This window comes from Pseudofrankia asymbiotica (assembly GCF_001983105.1).
Taxonomy (GTDB): Bacteria; Actinomycetota; Actinomycetes; order Frankiales; family Frankiaceae; genus Pseudofrankia; species Pseudofrankia asymbiotica.
On sequence record NZ_MOMC01000076.1, the window covers coordinates 32429 to 50955 of the forward strand.

Annotated in this window: 13 protein-coding genes; all 13 read left to right on the forward strand. The window is 72.1% G+C overall.

Translation table 11 applies throughout. The annotated features are described in order from the left end of the window. The first annotated feature begins 13 nt into the window (after positions 1 to 13). Positions 14 to 424 (forward strand): phosphoribosyl-AMP cyclohydrolase, encoded by a 411-nt coding sequence (gene hisI, locus BL253_RS31970; protein WP_076821070.1) that lies wholly within the window; start codon positions 14 to 16, stop codon positions 422 to 424. Then, positions 411 to 1988 (forward strand): anthranilate synthase component I, encoded by a 1578-nt coding sequence (locus BL253_RS31975; protein ID WP_076821072.1) that lies wholly within the window; start codon positions 411 to 413, stop codon positions 1986 to 1988. The genes hisI and BL253_RS31975 overlap by 14 nt, the downstream gene beginning before the upstream one ends. 60 nt (positions 1989 to 2048) lie before the next feature. Next, positions 2049 to 2783 (forward strand): Trp biosynthesis-associated membrane protein, encoded by a 735-nt coding sequence (locus BL253_RS31980; protein ID WP_076821073.1) that lies wholly within the window; start codon positions 2049 to 2051, stop codon positions 2781 to 2783. 501 nt (positions 2784 to 3284) lie between these two features. Continuing rightward, entirely contained in the window at positions 3285 to 4091 is an 807-nt protein-coding gene (gene trpC, locus BL253_RS31985) for an indole-3-glycerol phosphate synthase TrpC (protein WP_076821075.1), read from the forward strand. A 94-nt stretch (positions 4092 to 4185) separates the two neighbouring features. Further along, positions 4186 to 5427, forward strand: coding sequence for a tryptophan synthase subunit beta (gene trpB, locus BL253_RS31990; protein ID WP_241835324.1), 1242 nt, complete (start codon positions 4186 to 4188; stop codon positions 5425 to 5427). Between the two features lie 87 nt (positions 5428 to 5514). After that, positions 5515 to 6387 (forward strand): tryptophan synthase subunit alpha, encoded by an 873-nt coding sequence (gene trpA, locus BL253_RS31995; RefSeq protein WP_476644128.1) that lies wholly within the window; start codon positions 5515 to 5517, stop codon positions 6385 to 6387. 114 nt (positions 6388 to 6501) lie between these two features. Then, the gene (lgt, locus tag BL253_RS32000; RefSeq protein WP_076821078.1) at positions 6502 to 7683 is read left to right on the forward strand and encodes a prolipoprotein diacylglyceryl transferase; all 1182 of its coding nucleotides are present in this window, start codon (positions 6502 to 6504) and stop codon (positions 7681 to 7683) included. After that, complete coding sequence (locus tag BL253_RS32005; protein WP_076821080.1) at positions 7640 to 8374, forward strand: VIT1/CCC1 transporter family protein; 735 nt, start codon at positions 7640 to 7642, stop codon at positions 8372 to 8374. Before lgt ends, BL253_RS32005 begins: the two co-directional genes overlap by 44 nt. Positions 8375 to 8767: 393 nt before the next feature. Continuing rightward, positions 8768 to 13327: a glutamate synthase large subunit gene (gene gltB, locus BL253_RS32010; protein WP_076821081.1), complete on the forward strand. Its 4560-nt coding sequence runs from the start codon at positions 8768 to 8770 to the stop codon at positions 13325 to 13327. Positions 13328 to 13361: 34 nt separating this feature from the next. Further along, positions 13362 to 14807, forward strand: a complete 1446-nt coding sequence (locus tag BL253_RS32015; RefSeq protein ID WP_076821083.1) for a glutamate synthase subunit beta — start codon at positions 13362 to 13364, stop codon at positions 14805 to 14807. Between the two features lie 475 nt (positions 14808 to 15282). Next, positions 15283 to 16029, forward strand: a complete 747-nt coding sequence (locus BL253_RS32020; protein WP_241835323.1) for an adenylate kinase family protein — start codon at positions 15283 to 15285, stop codon at positions 16027 to 16029. Positions 16030 to 16371: 342 nt separating this feature from the next. Then, positions 16372 to 17571: a cytochrome P450 gene (locus BL253_RS32025; RefSeq protein ID WP_076821086.1), complete on the forward strand. Its 1200-nt coding sequence runs from the start codon at positions 16372 to 16374 to the stop codon at positions 17569 to 17571. 432 nt (positions 17572 to 18003) lie between these two features. Then, on the forward strand, positions 18004 to 18527 hold a 524-nt coding region (locus tag BL253_RS32030; RefSeq protein ID WP_198946484.1), incomplete at its 3' end, for a hypothetical protein.

An 18527-nucleotide genomic window follows, 5' to 3' on the forward strand; every position in this document is an offset into this window, starting at 1 on the left:
GCACAATGGCACCGTGAGCGTGACCTCGTCCGGGCTCGATCCCGTGCTGGCAGGGCGGTTGAAGCGGGATGCCGCCGGACTGTTCCCCGCCGTCGTCCAGCAGTACGACACCGGCACCGTGCTGATGGTCGGCTGGATGGACGACGAGGCGCTGCACCGGACGCTGACCAGCGGCCGGGCCACCTACTGGAGCCGCAGCCGCCGGGAGTACTGGGTCAAGGGCGACACGTCCGGCCATGTCCAGTGGGTGCGCTCGGTCGCGCTCGACTGCGACGGCGACACGGTGCTTGTCCAGGTCGACCAGGTCGGCCCCGCCTGTCACACCGGCGCCCTCAGCTGCTTCGACGGCCGCGCGCTGCCCGCGGCGCTCGGTTCGCCGCAGGGTCCGACGCCACCGACGGGAGACCCAGATGACGACCGGTGAGATCTCCCCCGACCGCGCCGAGTTCCGCGCGCTGGCCGCCAGTCACGCGGTCGTGCCGGTCACCCGCCGGCTGCTCGCCGACGGTGAGACGCCCGTCGGGGTCTACCGCAAGCTCGGCGGGGGGCCGGGCACCTTCCTGCTGGAGTCCGCCGAGCACAGCGGCACGCGGTCCCGCTACTCGATCATCGGTGTGCGCGCGGCGGCGACCCTGGCGGAGGTGGATGGCGAGGCTCGCTGGACCGGCGGCGCGCCGCCGCCGGGGGTGCCAACCGGTGGCGACCCGCTGGCGGTGCTGCGCGCCGTGGAGCGTGCGCTGCGCGCGCCCCGGCTGCCGGGCACGCCGCCGCTGATGGGCGGGCTCGTCGGCTACCTGTCCTACGACTTCGTGCGCCGCATCGAGCGGCTGCCGGACCACGCCGTCGACGACCTGCGCACACCCGAGCTGCGGCTGCTGCTGTGTACCGACCTCGCCGTGCTCGACCACGCCGACGGCTCGTGCCTGCTCGTCGCCAACGTCTTCACCCGCGCGCCGGGCGCCGACGGCGCGCCGGGCGACGCGCCCGCGGCGAGCGGGACCGACCCGACCGTGCCGCTCGACGAGGCGGCGCTGGACGCCGCGTACGACGACGCGGTCGGGCGCCTGGACGTGATGACCGCCGAGCTGCACAAGTGGACCGAGCCGACGGTCGCCGCGACCGGCGCGCTCGCCGCCCTCGACATCGCGCGGTTCACCTCGGCGATGGCCCCAGGCCAGTTCCAGCAGGCGGTGGAGCGCTCGATCGAGGAGATCCGGGCCGGCGAGTGCTTCCAGATCGTCGTCTCGCAGCGGTTCGAGCGGGCGACGTCCGCCGACGCGCTCGACATCTACCGGGTGCTGCGCGCGTCCAACCCGAGCCCTTACATGTACCTGCTGCGCTTCGGCGACTTCGACGTCGTCGGCACGTCGCCCGAGGCGCACGTCAAGGTCACCGGCGACCGGGCGCTGCTGCACCCGATCGCGGGCAGCCGCCCGCGTGGCCACACGCCCGAGGCCGACGCGGAGCTCGCCGCCGAGCTGCTCGCCGACCCGAAGGAACGGGCCGAGCACGTCATGCTCGTCGACCTGGTCCGCAACGACCTGGGCCGGGTCTGCGTGCCGGGGACGGTGCGGGTCGTCGAGTTCGCCACGATCGAGCGCTACTCGCACATCATGCACATCGTCTCGACCGTCATCGGCCAGGTCACGCCCGAGCGCAGCGCCGTCGACGTGCTGGCGGCGACGTTCCCGGCGGGCACCCTGTCCGGGGCGCCGAAGGTACGGGCGATGGAGGTCATCGACGAGCTGGAGCCGACCCGCCGCGGCCTGTACGGGGGCGTCGTCGGCTACCTCGACTTCGGCGGCGACCTGGACACCGCGATCGCGATCCGCACGGCGCTGGTCCGCGACGGCCGGGCCTATGTCCAGGCGGGGGCCGGTATCGTCGCGGACTCGGACCCGGACACGGAGGATCGCGAGAGCCGTACGAAGGCCGCGGTTGTGCTGCGCGCGATCGAGATCGCCGAGTCCCTGCATTCCCCCGGCTGAGGCGGGGCGCGGGGCGCCGGGGGCCTCGTGCCCTCCGTACGTGATCGGGAGTCCAGTCAGATGAAGCAGAACCCCAGTGTCGACGGGGACGAAGTGGCGGTCGGTTCGTCGGCGACCGTGCACACGGACGTGCAGATGCACGTGCGTGATGACGACGGCAGCCCCGAGGGGCACCCAGCCGGCCGTCCCGCCGGCCGCCGAGCGGGGCTGGCTGGCCGCGGGGGCCTGGGCGCCGCCATGATCGCCTGTCTCGTGGGCGCGGCGCTCACGCTGTTCGCCAGCTCCGCGACGTGGGCCCGTGCCGAGGTGCGCGACGCGGCCTCGGCCGGCGGGCCGACGATGAGCACGCCGCTCACGGTCGCCCTCGCTGGTGGCGACCTCGCGCCGGCGGTGAGCGCGCTCGGCCTGGTGGGCCTGGCCGCGGCGGTCGCGCTGGTGGCGACCAGGGGCGTCGGCCGGCGGGTCGTGGGGGTGCTGGTCGCCCTGGCGGGCGTGGGTGTGGTGGTGGTCGCGGCCCGGATCGGCTTCGCCCCCGAGCCGGCCGTGCGCGCGGCGCGCCACGTCGTGGACCTCGCCCCCAGCGGGCATCCGCGGATCGACCGGGTCCGGCTCACGGCCGCGCCGTGGGCGGCGGTGCTCGGGGGTCTCGCGTTCACCGGCGCCGGCGTGCTGGCCGCCGCGCTCGGTCCCCGCTGGCCGGGCATGGGCGGCCGCTACCAGACGCGTGCACCCCGCCCGTTGGACGATTGGGACGCGATCGAACGTGGCCAGGATCCGACGGCCTCGTCAAACTAGGTCCCGGAACACGCCCTGACGCCCGGATCGCCGTGTTTGACACCGGGGGCGGGATCGGTGCGGAACGGCGAATGATGTGTGGGATGGCGTGCCGGATGATGCGCTTGGCCCGWGAGCGGGCCRGCCRCTCTCTCGGTCCCGCCCCGCGGCCCGGGCGCTGTCCGGTGGCTGTCCAGTCGCTGTGACTTTGCCGTCAAACGACCCCTTGGGCTCCCGGCGGACGGGCCGCCGCGCCCGGGTGGGAACCCCGAACGTGTGGGATTCCCTCGGTGGGGAAGGAAGAGCAACGACAAGACAACGACGCTGCGTGTCCGCCTAGACGGCTGTTCATACTGGATATGGCCTGGTCATCCGCTGATTATCAGCAAATATCCGGTCCTGACGATCGTCGAGCAACTACGGACGGTCAAGGGTCCGACGCGGCCATGGGGGGCGATGTGCGTTCCMGGTGGGTGGGCCTACCATCGGCGCCATGGCAGCTAGAGCCAGAGGAGCCCGGCTGTGACCGTCCTCGACGAGATCATCGCCGGTGTCCGTGCCGACTTGGCCGAGCGCGAGGCGCGTATCCCACTCGACCTGCTCAAGCAGCGGATCGAGAAGGTTCCCGACCCACGCGACGCCCTGGCGGTGCTGCGCGCCCGCCGCGTCGCCGTGATCGCCGAGGTGAAGCGGCGCAGCCCGTCGAAGGGTGAGCTCGCCGGGATTCCCGACCCCGGCGCGCTCGCCGGCGTCTACGAGTCGGCCGGCGCCGCCGCCGTCAGCGTGCTCACCGAGCGACGCCGCTTCGGCGGGTCGCTAGCCGACCTGGACGCCGTCCGCGTAGCCGTCGACGTGCCGGTCCTGCGCAAGGACTTCATCGTCTCGCCGTACCAGGTGCTGGAGGCACGGGCGCACGGTGCCGACCTCGTGCTGCTGATCGTCGCGGCACTTGACCAGCCCCGACTTCTCGGCCTGCTCGAGCGGATCGAGTCGCTMGGCATGACCGCGCTGGTCGAGGTCCACGACGAGACCGAGACCATGCGCGCGCTCGACGCGGGCGCCAGGCTCGTCGGCGTCAACGCCCGTGACCTCAAGACGCTGGAGATCAGGCGCGACACGTTCGCCCGGCTGGCCCCGCTGGTGCCGCCCGGCGTCCTGAAGGTCGCCGAGTCCGGCATCCGCGGCCCGCACGACCTGCTCGCCTACGCCGAGGCCGGCGCCGACGCGGTGCTGGTCGGCGAGGCGGCCGTCAGCGGCTCCGACCCCCGCCAGACGGTCGCGGACCTCGTCGCGGCCGGCGCCCACCCCGCCACCAAGGTCGGCCGCTGAGACGTGCCCTGACCACCCGCCCCGATAGAGTCGGGGCGTGAGCGCCAGCAGCGCCGGACCTACCGGCACCGCCGTCCCGCCAGCCTCCTCGTACCTGGACGCGGAGCCCGGTGCGTGGGAGAGCGTGCCGGACGCGCTGGGGCACTTCGGGGCGTTCGGCGGGCGGTTCGTGCCGGAGGCGCTGATGGCCGCCCTCGACGAGCTGTCCGCCGCCTACGAGCAGGCGCGCACCGACCCGGCCTTCGTCGCCGAGCTCGACGGCCTGCTGGCCAGCTACGCCGGCCGGCCGACCCCGGTCACCGAGGCGCGCCGGCTCACCGGGCACATCGGCGGCGCCCGGCTGCTGCTCAAGCGCGAGGACCTCGCGCACACCGGGTCCCATAAGATCAACAACGTTCTCGGCCAGTGCCTGCTGACGAGGCGCATGGGCAAGACCCGGGTGATCGCCGAGACCGGCGCGGGCCAGCACGGCGTCGCGACCGCGACCGCCTGCGCCCTGCTCGGCCTGGAGTGCGTCGTCTACATGGGCGAGGAGGACACCCGCCGCCAGGCGCTCAACGTCGCCCGGATGCGCCTGCTCGGCGCCGAGGTCATCCCGGTCACCTCCGGCAGCCGGACGCTCAAGGACGCCATCAACGAAGCCCTGCGCGACTGGGTCGCCACCGTCGAGCGCACCCACTACTGCATCGGCTCGGTGATGGGTCCGCACCCGTTCCCGATGCTGGTGCGCGACTTCCAGCGGATCATCGGCGTCGAGGCCCGCGAGCAGGTGCTGGCGCTCACCGGGAGGCTCCCGGACGCGGTCGTCGCCTGCGTGGGTGGCGGCTCGAACGCGATGGGGATCTTCCACCGCTTCATCCCGGACGCCTCCGTCCGGCTGATCGGCTGCGAGGCCGGCGGCGACGGCCTCGCCACCGGCCGGCACGCGGCGGCGATCGCCGGCGGTTCCTCCGGCGTGCTGCACGGCATGCGGTCGTACTTCCTGCAGGATGACGACGGCCAGACGAAGGTCTCGCACTCGATCTCCGCCGGCCTCGACTACCCGGGCATCGGCCCGGAGCACTCCTGGCTGCACGAGACCGGCCGGGCCTCCTACCGCGTCGTCGACGACACGGCGGCGATGGACGCGCTCGCCCTGGTCGCGAAGACGGAGGGGATCCTGGTCGCGATCGAGAGCGCGCACGCGTTCGCCGGCGCGTTCGACGTCGCCCGCGAGCTCGGCCCGGACGCGACGGTGCTGATCAGCTGCTCGGGCCGGGGCGACAAGGACGTCGACACGGCGGCGCGCTGGTTCGGCGTGCTCCCCACCGACGGCGGCGAGGCCGCCCGGGACTGACCTGGTGCCGGAGCCGGCGGGCGGCGGCGCGGGGGCCGTAACCGCCAGATGACGGCGCCGCCTCGGCGATATGTGCGGGACATCACGGTGACACGACAGAACGGACAGCAGGTGCAGGCACAGGGCACGCGCGGGCGGCTCGCGGACACGTTCGCCGCGGCGCGCCAGGAGGGCCGCTCGGTCCTGGTCGGCTACCTGCCGGCCGGCTACCCGACGGTGGACGGCGCCATCGCGGCGATGCGCGCCATGGTCGAGGCCGGCGTGGACGTGGTCGAGGTCGGCCTCCCGTACTCGGACCCGACGATGGACGGCCCGGTCATCCAGGACGCYGCGGACGCCGCGCTGCGCGGCGGGGTCACCACCACCGACGTGCTGCGCACCGTCGAGGCCGTCGCCGAGACCGGAGCGCCCACGCTCGTCATGACCTACTGGAACCCGGTGGAGCGCTACGGCGTCGAGCGCTTCGCCGCCGCCCTCGGCGCCGCCGGTGGGGCAGGGGTCATCACCCCCGACCTGCCGCCGGAGGAAGCCGGCCCGTGGCTCGCCGCGGCGGGCGCGCACGACCTCGACCCGGTGTTCCTGGTCGCGCCGAGCTCGACCGACGAGCGGATCCGGATGGTGACCAAGATCACCGGCGGCTTCGTCTACGCCGCGTCGCTCATGGGCGTGACGGGCGCCCGCCAGTCGGTCGGCGCCGCGGCCGAGGGCCTGGTCAAGCGGGTCCGGGCGGTCACCGACCTGCCGGTGTCGGTCGGCCTCGGCGTGCGCGACGGCGCCCAGGCGGCCACCGTCGCGGCCTTCGCCGACGGCGTGATCGTCGGCTCGGCCCTCGTCGGCGCCCTCCTGGCCGCCGAACGTGCCGGCAGCGGACTCTCGGCCGGCCTGGACGGCATCCGGGGGCTCACCGCGGAGCTCGCCGCCGGGGTCCGCCGCCCCGCGCGGCCCGCGGGCGACGCGTGAGCGCCTGAGAGCCCTCTGACACCGCCGGGCGACCGTCGGTGGGGCGGACGCTGTCCAGCTCTTGTTCACAGGAGGGGTGGACGGCGGCGTGGTGTCGCTGGGTAGCCTTGCGCCGTGGTACTAGCCGCGATTCCCAGCCCATCCCGAGGCGTCATCCACCTCGGGCCGCTGCCACTGCGCGCCTACGCCTTTATGATCATTATTGGCGTCGTCGTCGCGGTCTGGCTGACGGGGCGGCGGCTGCGCGCCCGCGGCGCCGACCCGAACCTCGCGGGTGACGCCGGGGTGTGGGCGGTGCTGTTCGGCATCGTCGGCGCCCGGATCTACCACGTCATCACCAGCCCCGACGCGTACTTCGGGGCGGACGGGCACGTCGCCGACGTCCTGAAGGTGTGGAACGGCGGCCTGGGGATCTGGGGCGCGGTCGCCGGCGGCGCGCTCGGCGTCTGGCTCAAGACGAGGCGTTCGGGCGTCTCGTTCCTGCTGTTCGCCGACGCGGCGGTGCCGGGCATCGTCCTCGCCCAGGCGATCGGCCGGTGGGGCAACTACTTCAACCAGGAGCTGTTCGGCCGGCCCACGACCCTGCCGTGGGCACTGAAGATCGATGCCGCGCACCGGCCGGCCGGGTACGAGCAGTTCGCGACGTTCCACCCGACATTCCTGTACGAGTCGCTCTGGTGCGTGGGTGTCGCCGTCGCCCTGCTTCTCGTCGACCGGCTTCACCGCCTCGGCCGCGGCCGGCTGCTCGCGCTCTACGTCATGCTGTACACGATCGGCCGGTCCTGGATCGAGGCGCTGCGCATCGACGACGCGAAGCACATCGCGGGCCTGCGGCTCAACGACTGGGTCAGCGCCGTGGTCTTCCTGGGCGCCCTCCTGATGTTCATCCTGCTGCGCAAGCCGGCGGACCGCGCCGGCGAGCAGCCCGTGGTGGCCACGACCAGCGAGTCCAACGAGTCCAGCGAGTCCGACGCGACCGGTGACGCCCCGGCCCCGGCCGAGCAGGATCCGAAGGCGGAAGCCAAGCCGACGGAAGCCAAGTCGACGGAAGCGGCGGTCGCCGCGGAACCCGCGAACGCGACGGCGGCGGACGCGGCATCGGCCGGCGAGAAGCCGGTGGAGCCGACGCTGGGCGACGATCCGCTCGGCGTCACGACGCCCGCCGAGACCAAACCCGCTGAGGTCGTCACGGCCGGCGCCGGCGCCGCGCGGGTCGGCCTGGACAAGACGAGCGGCGCGGCGGCGGCCGGCGATGGCGATGACAGCCCGGCTGGCGGTCGCCCGCGCGATGCCTGACCCGCGCCGCGGCCACCAGCACCGCGACATCTCCGGTGGCTGGCTGCGCCCGGCGGTGTTCGGTGCGATGGACGGGCTGGTCAGCAACGTGGCGCTGCTCTCCGGCTTCGCCGGCGGCGCGTCGTCGCGGTCGACGGCGGTGCTCGCCGGCCTCGCGGGGCTGGCCGCCGGCGCGTTCTCGATGGCCACGGGGGAGTACACGTCGGTCACGTCACAGAACGAGGCGATGGCGGCCGAGATCGAGGTGGAGCGCCGCGCGCTGTCGGACTTCCCGGTGGACGAGCGCGCCGAGCTCGCCGCCACCTACGAGAAGAAGGGCGTCGACCCGGCGCTCGCGGACGCGGTGGCCGGCCAGCTGCACGTGGACCCGGAGGTCGCGCTCGYGATCCACAGCCAGGAGGAGCTGGGGGTGACGCCCGGCCGGCTGCCGAGCGCGCTGGTCGCCGCGGGGGCGTCGTTCGCCGCGTTCGCCGTCGGAGCCTTCATCCCCGTGCTGCCGTACCTGCTGGGCGCCGACACGTTCCTGGCGAGCGCCGTGCTGGCCGCGGTCGCGCTGGTCGCCGTCGGGGCGGCCGTCAGCCGTTTCACCGGCCGCCCGCCGCTGCTGTCCGGCGCCCGCCAGCTCGCCCTCGGCGCGCTCGCGGCCGGCGCCACCTACCTGGTAGGTGTTCTCGTCGGAGGTGTCAGCTAGCCGGGCCGCCGGCCTGCCGGGACGGCGGTGCATACCCCCCAAAGGAGGGGGACGAACCGGGCACGCCAGGGTAAGACGGCATGGTGCGGAACACAACTGTCACATTCATGTGACCTGACGGACACTGACGATCTCAGCGAAACGGGCGGCCACGTGGCACACTCGTTGCAGCGTATGACGCGACTGGCTCACCGCGCCCTGCCCCARCCGACCTGGTCCCAGCTGCTCGGGTCCTAGCTGCTCGGGACAAGTCTTCCGTGCCCCCGGGAGACTCAGAGGTGCGTTGTGCCCGGGCACCGTGCCTCGCGCCCGGTGCCACCAGGCCGTCGTCGCGTCACCCGGACAGCGTCGTCCGCACCCTTCAGGCCCTGAAGACGGACAGGACACCTCCGGATGCCGACTAAGCAAGGTCTGTACGACCCCTCCTTCGAGCACGACGCCTGCGGCGTCGGGTTCGTCGTCGATGTGCACGGCCGGCGTAGCCACGAGCTGGTCGACCAGGGCCTCACGGTACTGCGCAACCTCGACCATCGGGGAGCCTCGGGTAGCGACCCGGACACAGGCGACGGAGCTGGCATTCTCGTCCAGGTCCCGGACGTGTTCCTGCGGGATGTGGCGGGCTTCCCGCTGCCGGCCGCCGGCCGGTACGCCGTCGGCATCGCGTTCCTGCCGCAGGTGGCGGGTGACCGTGACGAGGCCGTGCGCACCATCGGCCGGCTGACCCGGCAGGAGGGCCTGCGGCTGCTCGGCTGGCGCGAGGTGCCCGTCGTCAGCCACATCGTGGGCCACGCCGCGCGCGAGGTCGAGCCCCGGATGCGTCAGCTGTTCGTGACGCTGCCGGGCGTCGCGGTCGCGCCGGCCGTCGGGGCGCCGGTCGAGGACGACGCGCCGTTCGACGTCATGGAGCTGGAGCGGCGGGCGTTCTGCCTGCGCAAGCGGATCGAGCGGGCGACCGGCGTCTACCTGCCGTCGCTGTCGGCGCGCACGCTGACCTACAAGGGGATGCTGACCACCCACCAGCTGTCGGCCTACTTCCCCGACCTCGACGACCCGCGGTTCGCCAGCGCCATCGCCCTGGTGCACAGCCGGTTCTCGACGAACACCTTCCCGAGCTGGCCGCTGGCGCATCCCTACCGCCTGATCGCGCACAACGGCGAGATCAACACCGTCCGCGGCAACCGCAACTGGATGCGCGCCCGCGAGGCGCTGCTGACCAGCGACCTGATCCCCGGTGACCTCTCCCGGCTGTTCCCGATCTGCGCGAACGGCGCCAGCGACTCGGCCAGCTTCGACGAGGTCCTCGAGCTGCTGCACCTGGGCGGGCGCAGCCTGCCGCACGCCGTCCTCATGATGATCCCGGAGGCGTGGGAGAACCACGCGGAGATGGACGCGAAGCGGCGGGCCTTCTACAAGTTCCACGCCACGCTCATGGAGCCGTGGGACGGCCCGGCGTCGATCGCCTTCACCGACGGCACGATGATCGGCGCGGTGCTCGACCGCAACGGCCTGCGCCCGTCGCGCTACTGGGTCACGGACGACGGCCTGGTCGTCATGGCCTCCGAGGTCGGTGTGCTCGACATCCCGCCGCACCGGGTGATCCAGAAGGGCCGGCTGCAGCCCGGCCGGATGTTCCTGATCGACACCGCCAAGGGCCGGATCGTCAGCGACGACGAGATCAAGTCGGACCTCGCCTCGGCGTCGCCCTACGGGGAGTGGCTGCACGCCGGCGTCATCGAGCTCGCCGACCTGCCCGCCCGCGAGCGGGTCGTCTACAGCCACGCCTCGGTCACCCGCCGCCAGCAGGTCTTCGGCTACACCGAGGAGGAGCTGCGGGTCATCGTCGCGCCGATGGCGCGCGCCGGCGCGGAGCCGATCGGCTCGATGGGCACCGACACCCCGATCGCCGCGCTCTCCGAGCGGCCGCGGCTGCTGTTCGACTACTTCCAGCAGCTGTTCGCGCAGGTCACCAACCCGCCGCTGGACGCTATCCGCGAGGAGCTGGTCACCAGCCTCGGCAACTACCTGGGCCCGGAGGGCAACCTGCTGGCGGCGAGCCCCGCCACCTGCCGGGTGGTCCACCTTCCCTTCCCGGTGATCAGCAACATCGAGCTGTCGAAGATCATCGGCATCAACGACGACGGCGACATGCCCGGCTTCGCCGCGGTCACCGTCCGCGGCCTCTACGAGGTCGACGGCGGGGGCGCCTCGCTCGCCGCCCGGATCGAGGAGATCTGCGCCGGGGTGAGCGCGGCCATCGCCGACGGCGCCCGCATCATCGTGCTGTCCGACCGCGACTCCGACGAGCGGCTCGCCCCGATCCCGTCGCTGCTGCTCACCGCGGCCGTGCACCACCACCTGATCCGGGAGAAGACCCGCACCAAGGTCGGCCTGATCGTGGAGAGCGGCGACGCCCGCGAGGTGCACCACATCGCGCTGCTCGCCAGCTACGGCGCCGCCGCGGTCAACCCGTACCTGGCGTTCGAGAGCGTCGAGGACCTCATCCGCCACGGCGAGATCGAGGGCATCAACCCGGAGCACGCCGAGAAGAACCTCATCAAGGCGCTCGGCAAGGGCGTCCTGAAGGTGATGTCCAAGATGGGCATCTCCACCATCGCCAGCTACACCGGTGCCCAGGTCTTCGAGTCGATCGGCCTGCGGTCCGACGTCATCGACCGGTACTTCACCGGCACCCCCTCGCGCCTCGAGGGCGTCGGCATCGACGTGCTCGCCGCCGAGGTCGCCGCCCGGCACACCCGCGCCTACCCGCGGGTGGCCACCGAGCTCGCGCACCGCAGCCTCGAGATCGGCGGCGAGTACCAGTGGCGCCGCGAGGGCGAGCTACACCTGTTCAACCCGGAGACGGTGTTCCTGCTGCAGCACGCCACCCGTACCCGCCAGTACGAGGTGTTCAAGGAGTACACGGCCCAGGTCGACGCGCTCTCCAAGCGCAACGCGACCCTGCGCGGCCTGTTCGAGCTGCGGCCCGGGCTGCGCCGGCCCATCCCGATCGAACAGGTCGAGCCGGTCTCCGAGATCGTCAAGCGGTTCGCCACCGGCGCGATGTCCTACGGCTCGATCAGCGCCGAGGCGCACGAGACGCTCGCGATCGCGATGAACCGCCTCGGCGGCAAGTCGAACACGGGCGAGGGAGGCGAGGACGCCGAGCGGTTCGTCCCGGACGAGAACGGCGACCTGCGCCGCTCGGCGGTCAAGCAGGTCGCCAGCGGCCGGTTCGGCGTGACCAGCGAGTACCTCGTCAACGCCGACGACCTGCAGATCAAGATGGCGCAGGGCGCGAAGCCGGGCGAGGGCGGCCAGCTGCCCGGCCACAAGGTCTACCCGTGGATCGCGAAGACCCGGCACTCGACGCCGGGGGTCGGCCTGATCTCGCCGCCGCCGCACCACGACATCTACTCGATCGAGGACCTCGCCCAGCTCATCCACGACCTGAAGAACTCGAACCCGAAGGCGCGGGTGCACGTCAAGCTCGTCGCCGAGGTCGGTGTCGGCACCGTCGCCGCCGGCGTGTCCAAGGCGCACGCCGACGTCGTGCTCATCTCCGGCCACGACGGCGGCACCGGTGCCTCGCCGCTGACGTCGCTCAAGCACGCCGGCGCCCCGTGGGAACTGGGCCTGGCCGAGACGCAGCAGACGCTGCTGCTCAACGGCCTGCGCGACCGGATCGTGGTGCAGGTCGACGGCCAGCTCAAGACCGGCCGCGACGTCGTCATCGGCGCGCTGCTGGGCGCCGAGGAGTTCGGGTTCGCGACCGCGCCGCTGGTCGTCGCCGGCTGCGTGATGATGCGGGTCTGCCACCTCGACACCTGCCCCGTAGGCGTGGCGACCCAGAACCCGGCGCTGCGCGCCCGGTTCACCGGCAAGCCCGAGTTCGTCGAGAACTTCTTCACCTTCATCGCGGAGGAGGTGCGCGGATACCTCGCGCACCTGGGCTTCCGGACGCTCGAGGAGGCCGTCGGCCGCGTCGACCTGCTCGACGCGACCGCCGCCGTCGAGCACTGGAAGGCCGAGGGCCTCGACATCAGCCCGCTGCTGCACACCCCGGAGACGCCCTTCGGCGGGTCGCTGCGCAACTCGGCGAGCCAGGACCACGGCCTCGACAAGGCGCTCGACAACTCGCTCATCCAGCTGTGCGAGGGCGCGCTCGAGGACGGCCGGCCGGTGTGGCTGGAGATGCCGATCCGCAACGTCAACCGGACCGTCGGCACCATGCTCGGCTACGAGGTCACCCGCCGTTACGGCGCGGTGGGCCTGCCGGATGACACGATCTCGCTGCGCTTCACCGGCTCCGCCGGGCAGAGCTTCGGCGCGTTCGTCCCGCGCGGCATCACCCTCACCCTCGAGGGCGACGCCAACGACTACACCGGCAAGGGCCTGTCCGGCGGGCGGATCATCGTCTTCCCGCCCAAGGAGACGCCGCTGCGCGCCGAGGAGAACACCATCGCCGGCAACGTGCTGCTCTACGGCGCGACCGCGGGCGAGGCGTACTTCCGGGGCGTCGTCGGCGAGCGGTTCTGCGTGCGCAACTCGGGCGCGACGGCGGTCGTCGAGGGCGTGGGCGACCACGGCTGCGAGTACATGACCGGCGGCACGGTCGCGGTGCTCGGGCCGATCGGGCGCAACTTCGCCGCCGGCATGAGCGGCGGCGTCGCCTACCTGTACGCCCCGGTGGTCGCTCGGGTCAACACCGAGATGGTCGACGTGGAGCCGCTCGACGCCGAGGACCGTTCGCTGCTGGTCGGCCTGCTCACCCGCCACCGCCGGGAGACCGGCTCGACGGTCGCCGCCCGGCTGCTGGCCGACTGGGAGGACGAGCAGGAGAAGTTCGTCAAGATCATGCCCCGCGACTACAAGCGGGTCCTGACGGCGATGAGGCAGGCCAAGGAGCAGGGCATCTCCGCCGAGGACCTGATCATGGCCTCGGCCCGCAGCTGACGCGCCGCATACAGCAGAACCTGACAGGAGCACTATGGCTGACCCCACTGGGTTTCTCCGGCACCACCGGGAGCTGCCAGCGCGCCGGCCCGTGGACGTGCGGATCCAGGACTGGCGTGAGGTGTACGAGGAGTTCGCCTCGCCCGCGCTGACCGCGCAGGCGGCGCGGTGCATGGACTGCGGCATCCCGTTCTGCCACAACGGCTGCCCGCTCGGCAACCTCATCCCCGAGTGGAACGACCTCGCCCGGCGGGGTGAGTGGTCCGAAGCGATCGACCGGCTGCACGCGACGAACAACTTCCCGGAGTTCACCGGGCGGCTGTGCCCGGCACCGTGCGAGGCGGCCTGCGTCCTCGGGATCTCCGACGACCCGGTGACGATCAAGCAGATCGAGGTCTCGATCATCGACCGGGCGTTCGCCGACGGCCGAGGTGTCGACCCCGTGCCGCCGTCGACACGCACCGGGAAGAAGGTCGCCGTCGTCGGCTCCGGGCCCGCCGGGCTCGCCACCGCCCAGCAGCTCACCCGGGCCGGCCATGACGTCACGGTCTACGAGCGCGCCGACCGGATCGGCGGCCTGCTGCGGTACGGCATCCCCGAGTTCAAGATGGAGAAGGCGGTTCTCAACCGCCGTCTCGAGCAGATGGCGGCCGAGGGGACGAAGTTCGTCACCTCCTGCGACGTCGGGGTCGACATCGGCGTGGACGAGCTGCGCGCGTCGCACGACGCGGTGGTGCTGGCCGGTGGGTCGACCATCGGGCGCGACCTGACGGTGCCGGGCCGGGAGCTGTCCGGCGTCTACCAGGCGATGGAGTACCTGCCACTGGCCAACAAGGTGCGGGAGGGCGACCTCGCCGAGCCGCCGATCACCGCGGCCGGCAAGCGGGTCGTCGTGATCGGCGGCGGCGACACCGGCGCCGACTGCCTCGGCACCGCCCACCGCCAGGGCGCGGTCTCCGTGCACCAGCTGGAGATCATGCCGCGCCCGCCGGCGTCTCGACCACCGGCGAACCCGTGGCCGAGCTTCCCGGTGATCTACCGGGTGTCGTCGGCGCACGAGGAGGGCGGCGAGCGGGTCTACGCCGTCTCGACCGAGTGCTTCCTGGGCGACGACGAGGGCCGGCTGCGCGCGCTGCGGATGCACGAGGTCCAGATGGTCGACGGGAAGTTCCAGAAGGTCGAGGGCACCGACATCGAGCTGCCCTGCGAGCTGGTGCTGATGGCGATGGGCTTCGTCGGCCCGCAGCGCGAAGGCCTGCTGGGCGATCTGGGCGTCGAGCTGGACGCACGCGGCAACGTCGCCCGTGACGCCGGCTGGCAGAGCTCGGTGCCCGGCGTGTTCGTCGCCGGGGACATGGGCCGTGGCCAGTCGCTCATCGTCTGGGCGATCGCCGAGGGTCGCTCGGCCGCGGCCGCCGTCGACCGCTACCTGGTCGGCACCACCGACCTGCCGGACCCGATCACCCCGACCCGCCGTTAGCCGGTCGCCAGGCTGGCGTCCCTCTGTTCCAGAGCTGTTCCAGATCTTCTACATTCCTGTGGAAATTCCCGTAGCTGGTTGCCGTGTCGAGTGACACGGCAACCAGCTACCGGCGGCGGCATTACTATCGGCGGCGGCATTAGTAGAATGTGATTTGCTTTCCTGAGAATGGGATTTTCCTCGCGGTTCCCGGTGGGCCGCGGCCGGCGGCTCGCGATGGGTTCTCCGTTGTCGTGGGCGGCATGGAAGCGGATCGAGCCCGACGGCCCAGGGAGCCGGAAGACGCGCGGCGGCCCATGGAGTACGACCGGGTGGACGTATCGCGACGCTGACGGATACGCTGCCCGGGCCCCCGGCGGGACTGATGGCCTCCGGGGACCGCCAGTGATTCCCGCCGCGGTCCCGATACGCCGGGTCAGATTTCTTACAGAACATTCATGTTTATGGGGGTTTGGTGCGGGGTAGGGTCCACTCGGTGAGAGTCGTGCTGCTCGGACCGCCGGGCTCAGGCAAGGGGACGCAGGCCGCCCGGATCGGCTCCCGTTACCGCGTCCCAGCGATCTCCACCGGTCGGCTGCTCGACGCCGAGATCGCCGCTGGTTCCCCGCTCGGCCGCCGCGCCGAGGCCTTCGTGCGCGCGGGCGAGCTCGTCCCCGACGAACTGGTACTCGACCTGGTCGCCGACCGCCTCTACGGCTCGACCGCCGCCGCGGTGGTCGACCATGTGCCCGCGACGGCGCGCGCCTCGATGGACGCGGCTCTCGGCGCGTCGTCCGGCGCGGGCGCGGGCGCGGGTTCTGGTGCTGGCGCTGGTACGTCCGTGGTCTCCGGCGACACCCTGACCGCCGCGCCGCCGGCCACCCCGGCCGCGGACGTCTGCCAGGGCTTCCTGCTGGACGGGTTCCCGCGCACGCTCGCGCAGGCGGAGGCGTTCGACGCGAGGTTCGCCGCGGCGGGCTGCGCGCTCGACGTCGTGCTCGACCTCGACGTCGACGAGTCCACCGTGCTGGAGCGGATCAGGCGCCGCGCCAGTTCCGAGGACCGACTGGACGACGACGAGGAGACCGCCCGGCGGCGCCTCAAGGTCTTCGCCGAGCGCACGGCTCCGCTGCGCGCCTACTACGCGGCCAGTGGCATCCTGCGCACCGTCGACGGCTCCGGCACTCCCGACGAGGTCGCCGCCCGCCTCGAGGCCGTCCTCGCCGACGTCACCCGCGGGTAACCAGACCTCGACTATTTGTCACGCGCCCCCGGTTGTTCCCTGACCGGGGGCGCGTCGTCGTATCCGGGTCGCCAGGCGTCCGGGTCCGCGGAGGTTGTATCCGCCTCGCGAATTGGATACTTTATGCCTGTTATGCGCTGACGCCCGACTGGTGTCCGGCTGACGTCCGGTGTCCGCCGGTCGCCGCCCGCGCGGCGACGGGCGGTACGCGTTCCTCACTCTCTCCCGGGCGGGTCGGTATCCGCCTCACCTGCCTCGCGCGTCCCGGCGTCTGCTCGCGTCCCTGCGTTCTGCTCAGTCCCTGCGTTCTGCTCAGTCCCTGCGTTCTGCTCAGGAGTGCGGATGGTCGAGTTCAACCCGTACGACCTCGCGACCTATCGTGACCCGTACCCGGTCTACCGCGCGTTACGGGACGAGGCGCCCGTTCATCACAATGCCGAGCTGGGCTTCTGGGCGTTGTCGCGGCACACCGACGTCCTGGCGGCGCACAACGACTGGCAGACCTATTCGAGCACCGGTGGCGTCACGATCGAGGGCCGCGAGGCCGGCGCGCCAATGATCATCTTGAGGGACCCGCCGGAACACCGCTGGCATCGCAAGATTGTCAGCAAGGTGTTCTCGCCCCGCCGGATGCTGGCCCTCGAGCCGTACATCCGCCGCCGCGCCGGCGAGCTGCTCGACCGATTCCTCGACGCCCACGAGTTCGACGCCGTCCGCGACTTCTCCGTCCAGCTGCCACTGGACGTGATCAGTGAGCTGCTCGGAATCCCCGAGGAGTACCGGCAGACCATCAACGAGTGCAGCGACCGCATGCTCGCCCGTGGGGACGGCGTCGACGACGAGGCGGAGTTCGTGGCCGCCAACGTGGAGATCCTGAACATCTACCTCTCGCTGGCGGCCGAACGGCGCCGGAACCCCACCGACGACCCGATCAGCCTGCTGATCAGCACCGAGGTGGATGACGACGAGGACGGCTCGACCAGGACGCTGCCGGACGAGGAGATCGCGTTCCGGTTCCTCGAGCTGGGCACCGCCGGCCACGAGACCGTCGCCAAGGCCATCCCGAACGGCCTGATGGCCCTCACCCGCTTCCCCGACCAGCGCCGGCTGCTGCTGTCCGACCCCGCCCTCTACGACCGCGCCGCCGGCGAGACCCTGCGCTTCGACGCCCCCTCCCAGCTGCAGGGCCGGACCGCCACCCGCGACGTCGAGCTGCACGGCGTCACGATCCCCGCCGGCCAGCGGGTCATGCTGATCACCGGTTCCGCCCTGCGCGACGAACGGGTCTACGAGAACCCCGACGCGTTCGACCTGAACCGCCACGACGAGCCGTCGACGGTGTTCTTCGGCTTCGGCATCCACCGCTGCCTCGGCGCCCACCTCGCCCGCCTGGAAATCAAGATCGCGCTGGAGGAGGTCCTGAAGCGTTTCCCCGACTTCGTGGCTGATCCGAACCGGGCCGTCATGAAGGTCTCGTCGAACGTCCGCGGCGCCGCCAACCTGCCCTTCGTGACAGCGGGCGCCGCCGTCTCGCAGGTGTAGCACCCAGGCCGCCGCGGCATCGACGACGCTCGCCGGGCCGTCACGCCGTCCCGGGCTGGCGCCCACCGGCGGAGCCGGCCCGGATCGGCGGTGTTGGCCCGGATCGGCGGTGTTGGCCCGGATCGGCGGTGTTGGCCCGGGCGGGCGTCGTTGGCGGCATTGGCCTCCGGGCGGTTCTCCCGTCACGGTGCTACGGGCGAAGACTCCAACAACTGCCAGATATAGACGCCCGTTGTGCGATACCGTTCGCGTTCGTCGAGTGACGAACGGTGGCTTTCGTGTCGGGAATCTCCCCGGCTGAGAAGGCAAGTCCTGATCGTCAAAACGGCGCACCCGTGCTCGTTGGCGCATCGGACCATCGAGACCATCCGGACCGGTCTAGACCGGATTCCGGTTGGGTCGGCTCGGCCGATGGCCGATGGCCGATGGCCGATGGCCAGTGCGACGGTGCGCGGCTCGCTCGTGCCCGAGTCGCTCGACGCGAACTATCGGCCCGCGGTTCCGGCGTGGTTCCCGACCTGGTCATCGCGGTCACCGGCCAGGTCTCCGGACGATGCGCTCGGGTGGGAGGACGTCGGGATGAGCAGCGAGTGGCAGGTAGTGGGTCTGGGGGCTGATCCGACTCCGGGTGATCCGGAGGCGGTGCGGGCGCTGGCCACCAAGCTGGATCTGCATGCGACGACCGCTGATGGGGGTACGACGCGGTTGCGGACGATCGCGGCCGATGGCGGCGGGGACCTGGCGATGCAGGGTGACTATTCCGCCGGCTACTCCGAGGCGTTGCGTGATCTGCCTGATCAGCTTGCGAAGCTGGCGAGGGCTTATCGCGGCGCGGGTGTGGCGCTGGCTGCGTATGCGACCACGCTGGCTGACGCGAAGATCCAGTCTGGTGCGGCGTTGCGCAATGGTCTCGATGCGCAGGTTCGGTATCAGGGTGCTCTGACGCAGGTCGAGGT